Genomic DNA, 10,396 nt, shown 5'->3' on the forward strand with positions numbered 1-10,396 from the left:
CCCCGCCCCCGAGCCGGCCCCGGTTCCCGGTGGCGGAGGCGACGGGGGAGGCACGGGAGGCGGCGGCGACGCCGGAGACGGCGGGGCCTGACCCGGATACGGTGCACTAGGGTGTGGTCGTGCAGAGCAACGGCCACCTCTCCCCGCTGCCGCTCGACAGGGACCTGCGATCGCTCGGCCCCCGGGACCGGGTGCGACCCGGGGACGGGGCCGCCAGGGCGGTGCTGGACGCGTGGGGCGGACCGGTCGGTGAGCACGCGGTCGTAGGACGGCAGCGGTTCTGGACGCCGCTGCGCGTGATCATGATGTTCGCGGTGCTGTTCCTGGCGCTCGGGTTCTTCTCCAAGGCAGCGTGCCTGGTCACCACCAGCCCCACCGACGGCTCCGCGCCGGGGCTCAACTGGACCGGCCAGCAGTACTACAAGGCCTGCTACGCCGACCCGCTCCCGCTCTACGCGGTGCAGGGTCTGGACTCCGGCGAGCTGCCGTACCGGTACATGTGGGTGGGCGACGACGGCGGTGCCCGCTACATGGAGTACCCGGTGGTGTCCGGGATGTTCCAGTACGTCACCGCCCAGGCGGCCCAGGCCTGGCACGCGGTGGCCCCCGGCGGTCCCATCGAGGTGGTCAAGTACTTCGTCCTCGGCTGCGTGATCCTGGCGTTCCTCTGGATGGTCGCCGTGTGGGCCACCTACCTGTCGGCCGGGCGCCGGCCGTGGGACACGCTGCTCATGGCCGCCAGTCCGCTCATCATCTTCCAGGCCTTCACCAACTACGACCTGATGGCGGTGGCGTTCGCGTCAGTGGCGCTCCTGCTGTGGGCGCGCAGCAGGCCGGTCTGGACGGGGGTCGTCCTGGGGATCGGCGTGGCGGCCAAGCTGTACCCGCTGTTCCTCTTCGGCGCCCTGCTGGTGGTGGCCATCCGCCGCAGGCGCTTCGTGGACCTGGGCAAGGCGGCCGTGGCGGCGGTGGCGGCCTGGTTGGCGGTCAACCTGCCGATCATGATCCCGTTCCCCGAGGGCTGGCGGGAGTTCTTCCGGCTCAACTCGGACCGCCCCGCCAACCCGGAGAGCATCTACGCCGTCATGCAGACCCTGACGGGCTGGCAGGGCTTCGACGCCGGGCGCGCCGCGGGCGAGGCCCCGGCCACGCTCAACACGGTGTCCCTGGTCCTGTTCGCCCTCGGCTGCGTGGCCGTGCTGGTCATCGGACTCACCGCCGCCACCACCCCGCGGATCGCGCAGCTGGCGTTCCTCATCGTGGCGGTGTTCCTGCTCACCAACAAGGTGTGGAGCCCGCAGTACTCGCTGTGGCTGGTCCCGCTGGCGGTGCTCGCGGTCCCCAGGGCCAGGCTGCTGGTGCCGTGGATGGTCTTCGATGCCCTGCTGTGGGTGGCGCACATGTCGTACTTCCACGGGGTGGCCAACAAGGGCATCGGGCCCGAGACGTTCCATCCGCTCGTCCTGGTGCGCGACCTGATGGTCGTGGCCATCTGTGTGGTGGTGATCCGCGAGATCTACCGGCCGCACCTGGACCTGGTCCGGATGGCGCACCAGGGCACACCCGAGGGGCCGGACCCCCTGGCCGGGGTGCTCGCGGACCCCGGGGAACCGCTGGTCGGACCGACGGTCCAGGAGAACGACGATCGTGACGACGACGACCGTGACGACGACCATGACGACGACGAGGCCCGCGGGGTCCGACAGACGGAGGGCACCACCGGATGAGCACCAGTGCGATGATCTGGATGTTCGTGTGCATCCTCGTCGGATTCGTCTGCATGGTCACCGCCGCCGGCGGGCACCGCGCGGGGTGGCGCCAGCCCGTGTGGATCTCCTGGACCGTCGCGGCCTTCCTGTTCCTCACCGTGGTGCCCGTGGTCCTCGCGTTGACGATCGGACTGCGTCACGGTTGACGTTCGGACCGCGTCACGGCTGAGGCGGCCCGACCGGTGATCAGTCGCACAGGTCGAACGGCTCGGTGTCCGGGAAGTGCCGGGCCCATTCCTCGCCCGTGAGCTGCACCCCGCCGGCGCACGCCTCGTCGATGACCCGGTCCACGTCGAGCCGCCACATCCAGATGGCGCCCTCGGCACCGACGGCCAGCAGGTCACCCTCGGGAGAAGCCGACCGCGCCTGGTAGAGCAGGGAGTCGGTGGTGGAGCCGAGGACAGCCCACGGTTGCGGAGAGGTGGGGTCCGAGATGTCGACGACGGAGACCTGCCCCGTGCTCGAGGTGAGTACGAGCCGGGAGTCGTCCGCGGAGAACGCCGCCCAGTAGATCTCGCCGGGCGGGGCGATGAACGAGGACAGCTCTCGTGGGTCCGCCGCATCGGCCACATCCCACAACCGCACGGTCTTGTCGCCCCCCGAGGTGACCAGCAGCGGCGCGCCGTGGGCGTACCCCGCCGCCGGTGAGCCGCCGATCCCGGTGGTGAGACGGTGCGCGACCGAGGGTCGGTCCGGGTCGGTGGTGTCGATGATCACCGTCTCCGGTCCGAGGGTGGGCACGACGAGCTGCCGGGAGTCCGCGGAGAATTCGGCCACCACGCACGGGTCGGGGAGCGGGACGGTCACGCGCAGGCTCGGGCGCGCCGGGTCACTCACGTCGACCAGCCCGAGTTCCGGGTCGGTGTCGCTGCACACCGCCAGCGTGCGACCGTCCGGGCTGAGCGGGGTGGCCACCACGACCCCGGAGGCGACGGGCAGGCTCGCGATCGAGCGGGTCGCGGGACCGAAGGGCGCGGTGAACACCTGGATGCCGCCGTCCGCGAGCCCGGAGTAGACCACCCGGCCGTCGGGTGACATGGCGACGGATCCGCTGAACCGGGTCTCGGGATCAGGTATGACCCGCCCGGTCTCCACGGGCACGGACCCCGTGGTGTCCACGACGGTGTGGTGCAGTTCTGCGGCGGTCACGCCGAGCACCCCGCTCGCCCGGTCACCGGCCGAGGCGGTCTGGAAGATCGAGTTGGTCTCCGAGGCCGCCCCCAGACGGTCGAGCGGCCAGAGTCGGACGAGGCCGTCGACGGAGTAGGTGACCAGCTGGTCCTCCCCGATGAACCGGACGCCGGTGGCGACCTGCGAGGCCGGCAGTTCGATGAGCATCGCACCGGTGGGGCCGTAGACACGGACCCTCTCGTCCGACCCCGCGGCCGCGAGTCGGCCCAGGGCGTCGTAGGAGACGTCGTTGACGTAGGCGTTCCACCCGTCGAGAGAGGCCAGGGGGCGGGCTCCGGTGAGCTCGCCGTCCTCGATCGCCCAGCGCTGGACGGAGCGATCGGTGGTGCCCGCCGCGATCCGGGTGCCGTCCCCGTTGACCGCGAGCGAGAGCGGGATGGCGACCGGGCCGGTGTCGATGTCCGGACCGCGCCGCCCGGTACCGTCGGCCGCCGCGTCGAGGAGCGTCTTGACGCCGGAGGTCCGATTGGTCAGGAGCAGGGTGGACGAGTCGGGCAGCCACGCCAGCGCCTCCACCGGCTTGGCCGCCCCCGAGCCGGGGTCGGGCGTGGCCACCCGGGCGCGGAGATCGGTCACGGTGGGCAGCCCGCCCCGCTCCTCGATCGGCCAGCGGAGGACCCGGCCGTCATGCGACCCGGCCGCCAGGGTCCGCCCGTCGGGGGAGAAGGCCACGGAGTGGAACGGCGCGGTGTCGGGCTCGAGGGTGGAGAGCGTCGCAGGCGCCGAGGGGTCCCGGACGTCGACCAGGTGCACCCCTCCCTGACCGGCGACGGCGAGGACCGACCCGTCCGGCGAGAGTTCGACGGCGTAGAGCTCGTGCCTCTCGCCGGAGGTCAGGCCGAGCGAGGCGTGCGGCGGCCCGACCCCCTCCCGGAAGAACCTGAGCGTGCCGTCGGAACCGGCGGTGGCGAAGTCCGCGGTGCCCGGGAGCGCCACGACGCGCCCGCTACCGGGTGCGGCCTCGTACCGGAGGGGGACGTCGGCCCGGCTGGTGTTGAGCAGAGCCGACCGCGCCTCGGTGGTGGGATGGATCCGGTACGCGGCCAGCGCGAGCGCGCGCCCGAGGGCGGGGTCCCGGGTGAACGCCGTGGTCGAGGACACCGACCCGGAGCGGGACAGCGCCGAGTCACGGGTCTCCTGGGCGGTCGCGGTGGCGCGGAGTGCGAAGCCGCTGGCGACGAGCGCCAGGACGGTGACCACCGCGAGGGACCCGGCGAGCGTCGTGAGCGTGCGGATCCGGCTGCGGTCCCGCCGAGCCACGGCCTCGTGATGGGCGGTCGCGGCGTCGAGGAAGTCCAGCTCGGAGGGCGCGAGGTGCACACCGGAGCCCTCGCTCCGGTCGCGCCACTGCCCGAAATCGGCGCTCGCCGAGGCGGACGGGAGGGCTCCGTCGTCGCGTCCAGCGGCCTCCCAGTCGGCGGCTTCGGATCGCACCCGGCCGAGGACGCGTAACCCCTCCCGGTCGGAGTCGATCCAGTCGACCAGTCGGGGCCAGGAGGAGAAGACGACCTCGTGGGTGGGGGTGACCGCCTCGCCGTCGACCGTGAGCAGCCCCGCGTCGGCGAAGGGCGCGGCGACGGCGAGGAGCTCCTCCGAGAGCTCGGCGAGCGGGGCGCGGCGACGGACCGTCCGTGCGGATCGGACGTCGACCATCCGGAGGAACAGCCCTCGGCAGTTCCTCCGGCCGGCCGGGCTCAGCTGTTGGTAGACGGACTCGGCCGTGGCCCGGATCGCGCCTTCGGTGCCGCCCGTGGAGTAGTAGTCGTCGACAGTGATACGCCGCCGGCGACTGCGTTCCCAGCAGACCAGGAGGACGTGGGACAGCAGTGGTAGCAGAGAGCGCTCGTCACCGGCGCCGTCCGCCGGCGCCACGGTGTCGAGCAGCAGTGTCACGAGCGAGGGTTCGACGGTGTATCCGAGCGACCGGGCCGGTTCGACGATGATCTCCGCCAGCGCGTCCCTGCTCGGCGGGCCGATCACCACGGGGTCGTCGAGTGCCTCCCGCAGGACCGGTTCCGCGAGGGCGGGTGGGAAGAAGTCGGCGCGGAGTGCGGCCACCGTCGGGAGGCCCCCTGCCGCCCGCTGCGCCAGGAGGTCCAGGACCTCGGCCCGCCTCGTGTCCCCGAAATCCGCGGCCCAGAGCTCCTCGAGCGGGTCGACGATGAGGTAGTCCGCCGACCCGGCCACCCCGGCATCCACCTCCTCCGGTCGCGAGATCACCACCGACGAACCGTCGTCGGCCCACCGCGGGGCGACCCCCGCCGCGAGGAGCGAGGACTTCCCCGATCCCGAGGCCCCGACCACGACCAGGGGCCGCGTCCGCCGCTCGGCGACCCGGCGCAGGACCAGATCGATCTCGGTCGCGCGACCGTGGAAGAGCGGTGAGTCGAGGGCGACGTACGGACGGAGGCCGACATAGGGACTGTCGGAGTCGGTCGGCACGGGGACCGCGGAACGTCCCGGTACGCCCGCGTTCGCGGTGGTCGCCCGGGGAGGCGCCCCCTGCGCGTGTACCGGGCCGGGTTGCGGCCCCCCGCCGCGATCGCTGCCGGTGACGCGGCGCCCGAGACGCCGGGGCCCGGGGCGTGAGCGGACCCGTTCCACCGCCGTGAGCCACTCGTCGGTGTCCTCGGCCGCGCCGAGCAGGTCGAGGACGGTGACGAGGGTGGTCTCGCTCGATCGCGTGGGGACGTGCTGTCCGGAGAACCATCCGGAGGCGGTACCGAGGGTGAGGGCGGGGACCTCCCGGACCACGTCCCGTACCGACAGTCCGGCGGACGCTCGGAGGGCGGTGAGCGCCGCACCGAACTCCTCGCGGGTACGAACCTGAGAGGGATCTGAAGGGGACCCCGGTGGGTGCGGGGGCCCGGAATGAGTGTCCACGGTAAACATCGTACGGCCCCCCCCGAGCTGTGCGACGCGCATCTGTGCAGTTGGAGACCGTTTTTCATGCGAACGTACGACACCGCCGTACGGACTCGTACGGATATCTCGCCGACTGGTGACCGGCCGGGCAGCCCCCAGCACTATGAGTCCACTCTCACCTGACGGAGGACATCGTGACTGCCACACTCCCTTTCACCACCGCGCGGGAATCCATCCGCCGACCCGATCGTCGGCCCGGACCCCGGCCCGAGCTCAGCGACCGTGAGGTGGAGGTGCTCCTGGCATGGCTCGCCTCCGACAGCAAGCGGGAGGTCACCGAGCGCCTCTTCCTCGCGGACTCCACGGTGAGCACCTACATCCAACGGGTGCGCTCGAAGTACGACGCGGTGGGGCGGCCGGCCCGGACGAAGGTCCGGCTGCTGGTGCGCGCGGTCGAGGACGGGTACATCGGACTCGATGACCTCTAGTCCGATCCGACCGGGTCGGTGTCGCGAGGGATTTCGTCGGCGGTGCTCAAGCGGGGTAGCCTTAGCGGGTTGCTGACGCAACGACCCTCCTGCCACGGAAATTCCGTGGCCGAATCTGTAGTCCACAGGAGGTGATGAGGTCCCATGCGTCAATACGAAGTGATGGTCATCCTCGATCCGAGTCTCGACGAGCGCACCGTGGCGCCGTCGCTGGACACGTTCCTCAACGTGATCCGGCAAGAGGGCGGTTCGGTCGACAAGGTCGATGTCTGGGGAAAGCGCCGCTTTGCCTACGAGATCAACAAGCAGACCGAGGGCATCTACGCCGTCGTCCAGATCAAGTCCGAGCCGGACGCGGTCAAGGAGCTGGATCGTCAGCTCGGTCTGAACGAGAACGTGCTCCGCACCAAGGTGCTCCGCGCCGACAAGTGACCCGGGTTGTCCGGCCCGCCCGCTAATCTGGGCGTGGTCGGTCGAGCTCCGATCACCACCACCTGAGCGTCAACACGGAGGACAAGCGCATGGCACAGGGCGACACCCCCATCACCGTGGTCGGGAACATCGTCGCGGACCCCGAGCTGCGGTTCACACCGTCGGGTGCCGCGGTCGCGAACTTCCGGATCGCCTCGACGCCGCGCCGCTTTAACTCCCAGACCAACCAGTGGGAGGACGGCGAAGGCCTGTTCCTCACCTGCAACGTGTGGCGCCAAGCCGCCGAGAACGTGGCGGAGTCCCTGCAGAAGGGGATGCGCGTCGTCGTCACCGGTCGTCTGCGCCAACGGTCGTACGAAACCCGTGAGGGCGAGAAGCGCACGGTGTACGAGGTGGAGGTCGACGAGGTCGGCCCGTCGCTCAAGTACGCCACGGCCAAGGTCACCCGCACCAACCGCGAGGGCGGCGGGGGCGGCTTCCAGGGTGGTGGCCAGCAGGGCGGCGGTCAGCAGGGCGGCGGATTCCAGTCCGGCGGCCAGCCGCAGGGCGGCTTCGGTGGCGGCCAGGGCGGCGGCCAGCAGAACGACGATCCGTGGGGCAGCGCTCCCCGGGCCGGCGGTTCCGGTGGCTTCGGCGGCATGGACGACGAGCCCCCGTTCTGATCCCAGGGTCTTTTCCCCGGGGCGCGCGATGCGCCCCACCCCATAAGCATGAGACATGACCTCGCGAGAGTCCGGCCCCGGTCGGCTCGTCGGAGGAAAGAAAGGTAGACGGATCATGAAGCTGATCCTCACCGCCGACGTCGACAAGCTCGGTGCGCCGGGCGACATCGTCGAGGTCAAGGGCGGATACGGCCGTAACTTCCTGCTCCCGCGTGGGCTGGCCATCGTGGCCACCCCGGGCGCCGAGCGCCAGATCGAGTCGATCAAGCGGGTCCAGGAGGCCCGTGAGGTGCGCGACTCGGACCACGCCAACGAGCTCAAGCAGAAGCTCGAGTCGCTCGCCGACGTCAAGGTCGCGGTCAAGACCTCCGACACCGGCAAGCTGTTCGGCTCGGTCACCGCGGGCGACGTCGCCTCCGCGATCAAGTCCGCCGGGGGGCCGGCGCTCGACAAGCGCGCCGTGCACATGCCCAAGGAGCACATCAAGTCGACCGGCGCCCAGAGCGTCGTCGTCGAACTGGGACACGACACGACCGCCAAGGTCGAGTTCGAGGTCGTTCCCGCCTGATCTCCCACGTAGGGCCCCGGTCGTCGTCCGCGACGGCCGGGGCCCTCGTCGTGGACACGACGGGGTTGTGGACCGCCTGTGGATAACCTCGTCGGCAAAATACAATGGTGTCGGTTCCGATACCAATAATGTTCATCTTTCGTTACCTATTGCGTCGTTGAACAGAGCGTGATACGTGCCGTTCTCCACCGTCGCACATGCGAGCGAAGAGCCGCATGACCAGCACTTTTGTTCAGTTGCGACCGGGTAATCCACCGGTTGTCCACAGGCGGACCGGCATCGGGCCAGCGAATCGGGAATTCATCCACAGTTGTCCACAGTCGGCCACCAACGATTGTGGAGAAACCTGTGGATAACTTGACGGGTGGCTGCCGGGCGTGTCGCCCCGGTGGCCTACAGTGAACTGGTCACGCGGGGCAGGCGAGTCGGCTCGGGAGTACCGCACGCCAGAGGCGTGAGGCGGAGAGGAGAGGTCATGGCGCAGGGGGGATTTGACGGATCCGACGAGATGCCGCCTCCGCCGGACGAGGGTGGACGCTCGGAGTTCGGTCGCACGCCGCCGCAGGACCTCACCGCGGAGCAATCGGTGCTCGGCGGAATGCTCCTCAGCAAGGACGCGATCGCGGACGTGGTGGAGGAGATCCAGCCGGGCGACTTCTACAAGCCGTCGCACCAGGCCGTCTACGACGTGATCCTGGACCTGTACGCCCGTGGCGAGCCCGCGGACGCCGTCACCGTGGCCGCCGAGCTTGACCGCCGTGGTGACCTCCGGCGCGCCGGAGGGGCCACCTACCTCCACACCCTCATCTCGACCGTGCCCACGGCCGCCAACGCTGGGTACTACGCACAGATCGTCTCGGAGAAGGCGATCCTGCGGCGTCTGGTCGACGCAGGGACGCGGATCGTGCAGTTCGGCTACTCGGGGTCCGAGGGAGCCGACGTGGCCGAGGTGGTGGACCGGGCGCAGGCCGAGATCTTCGAGGTGACCGAGCGCCGGACCACCGAGGACTACGTGATCATCGAGGAGCTCCTGCAGCCCACGATGGACGAGATCGACGCCATTCACACGGCCGGCGGGCTGAGCAACGGTGTCCCCACGGGCTTCGCCGACCTCGACGCCGTGACCAACGGGCTCCACGGCGGCCAGATGATCATCATCGCCGCCCGCCCCGGTGTCGGTAAGGCACTCGCCCTGGACACGGTGCTCCCGACCCCGGGCGGCGTGACCACCATGGGGAACGTGGGCGTCGGCGACCGGGTGCTCGGCGCCGACGGGCAGCCGACCGAGGTCGTGGCCGTGACCGAGGTGTGGGAGGACCGCCCCTGCTTCACCCTGCGGTTCAACGACGGCGCGGAGATCGTGGCGGACGCCGAGCACGAGTGGCGGATCGAGATGGGCGGCACCCACCAGACCGTCACCACCAAGTCACTCGAGACGCTGATGCTGGTGAGCGACTTCGGCATCCTGGTGCCCGAGAACGCCGGTTCAGGGCGCCCCGACCGCCTGATCATCGACGTCCGCGGCGCGCAGAGCGTCCCGGTCAGGTGCATCGAGGTCGCCGCCGATGATCACCTGTACCTGGCCGGTCCCACCGGGATTCCCACGCACAACTCCACCATCGGCCTGGACATCATGCGATCGTGCTCGATCAAGAACGGGCTCTCCTCCGTGCTGTTCTCCCTGGAGATGAGCAAGACCGAGATCGTCATGCGTCTGATGAGCGCCGAGGCGCGGGTCAAGCTCTCCGACATGAAGTCGGGAAAGATGAGCGACGAGGACTGGACCCGCATGGCCCGGCGGATGGGCGAGATCTCCGAGGCCCCGCTGTTCATCGACGACTCGCCCAACCTCACCATGATGGAGATCCGGGCCAAGGCCCGCCGACTCAAGCAGAAGCACGACCTCCGGCTGATCGTGGTGGACTACCTGCAGTTGATGTCCAGCGGCAAGAAGGTCGAGTCCCGCCAGCAGGAGGTCTCCGAGTTCTCCCGCCAGCTCAAGCTGCTGGCCAAGGAGCTCGACGTGCCACTGATCGCGATCTCCCAGCTGAACCGTGGCCCCGAGCAGCGCACCGACAAGCGGCCCCAGGTCTCCGACCTCCGCGAGTCCGGCTCGCTTGAGCAGGACGCCGACATCGTCATGCTGCTCCACCGGCCCGACTCCACCGAGCGCGACGACCCCCGCGCCGGCGAGGCCGACCTCATCCTGGGCAAGCACCGTGGTGGTCCGACCTCCACCATCACCGTGGCGCACCAGCTGCACTACTCGCGGTTCGTGGATATGGCGCGCGGGTTGTAGGTTGTCTGTCGGTTCTCAAACAATCTGTCAATTTCTCACTGGCGTGTCACACGGTTCGCAGGAATCTGTCACTTCGGTCGGGAGAAACCTAGCCCCGGTGATTCACGGGGATCTGCGGATCG

8 protein-coding genes are annotated in these 10,396 nt (G+C 70.1%); 7 read left to right on the forward strand and 1 reads right to left on the reverse strand.

What is annotated here, in order from left to right:
- Positions 1-119: 119 nt before the first annotated feature.
- Complete coding sequence (locus G6028_RS05095; RefSeq protein WP_338404151.1) at positions 120-1,727, forward strand: glycosyltransferase family 87 protein; 1,608 nt, start codon at positions 120-122, stop codon at positions 1,725-1,727.
- Positions 1,724-1,915, forward strand: coding sequence for a hypothetical protein (locus G6028_RS05100; protein WP_179523918.1), 192 nt, complete (start codon positions 1,724-1,726; stop codon positions 1,913-1,915). The genes G6028_RS05095 and G6028_RS05100 overlap by 4 nt, the downstream gene beginning before the upstream one ends.
- Positions 1,916-1,955: 40 nt before the next feature.
- On the opposite strand, the gene G6028_RS05105 is transcribed toward G6028_RS05100, so the two are convergent.
- Positions 1,956-5,843 (reverse strand): NACHT and WD repeat domain-containing protein, encoded by a 3,888-nt coding sequence (locus tag G6028_RS05105; RefSeq protein WP_182658239.1) that lies wholly within the window; start codon positions 5,841-5,843, stop codon positions 1,956-1,958.
- 176 nt (positions 5,844-6,019) lie between these two features.
- On the opposite strand from G6028_RS05105, the gene G6028_RS05110 reads away from it, so the two are divergent.
- The 5 genes from G6028_RS05110 to dnaB all read left to right on the forward strand — a co-directional run bounded on the left by G6028_RS05110 (position 6,020) and on the right by dnaB (position 10,274).
- On the forward strand, positions 6,020-6,313 hold the full coding sequence (locus G6028_RS05110; protein WP_338404152.1) for a LuxR C-terminal-related transcriptional regulator: 294 nt from the start codon (positions 6,020-6,022) through the stop codon (positions 6,311-6,313).
- 144 nt (positions 6,314-6,457) lie between these two features.
- Complete coding sequence (gene rpsF, locus G6028_RS05115) at positions 6,458-6,745, forward strand: 30S ribosomal protein S6 (RefSeq protein WP_107747067.1); 288 nt, start codon at positions 6,458-6,460, stop codon at positions 6,743-6,745.
- Between the two features lie 89 nt (positions 6,746-6,834).
- A complete protein-coding gene (locus G6028_RS05120) occupies positions 6,835-7,407 on the forward strand; it encodes a single-stranded DNA-binding protein (RefSeq protein ID WP_179523917.1) in 573 nt (190 codons plus the stop codon).
- Positions 7,408-7,522: 115 nt separating this feature from the next.
- Positions 7,523-7,975 (forward strand): 50S ribosomal protein L9, encoded by a 453-nt coding sequence (gene rplI / locus G6028_RS05125; protein WP_179523916.1) that lies wholly within the window; start codon positions 7,523-7,525, stop codon positions 7,973-7,975.
- A 475-nt stretch (positions 7,976-8,450) separates the two neighbouring features.
- Positions 8,451-10,274, forward strand: coding sequence for a replicative DNA helicase (gene dnaB / locus G6028_RS05130; protein ID WP_370650945.1), 1,824 nt, complete (start codon positions 8,451-8,453; stop codon positions 10,272-10,274).
- The last annotated feature ends 122 nt before the right edge of the window (positions 10,275-10,396 follow it).

The sequence above is a fragment of the Dietzia cercidiphylli genome, from assembly GCF_014145145.1.
Lineage (GTDB): Bacteria > Actinomycetota > Actinomycetes > Mycobacteriales > Mycobacteriaceae > Dietzia > Dietzia natronolimnaea.

Excerpts from the sequence above, each read along its gene's own strand:
- rpsF (WP_107747067.1), top strand. The coding sequence starts at position 6,458 with ATGCGTCAATACGAAGTGATGGTCATCCTCGATCCGAGTCTCGACGAG.
- G6028_RS05120 (WP_179523917.1), top strand. The coding sequence starts at position 6,835 with ATGGCACAGGGCGACACCCCCATCACCGTGGTCGGGAACATCGTCGCG.
- rplI (WP_179523916.1), top strand. The coding sequence starts at position 7,523 with ATGAAGCTGATCCTCACCGCCGACGTCGACAAGCTCGGTGCGCCGGGC.
- G6028_RS05100 (WP_179523918.1), top strand. The coding sequence starts at position 1,724 with ATGAGCACCAGTGCGATGATCTGGATGTTCGTGTGCATCCTCGTCGGA.
- dnaB (WP_370650945.1), top strand. The coding sequence starts at position 8,451 with ATGGCGCAGGGGGGATTTGACGGATCCGACGAGATGCCGCCTCCGCCG.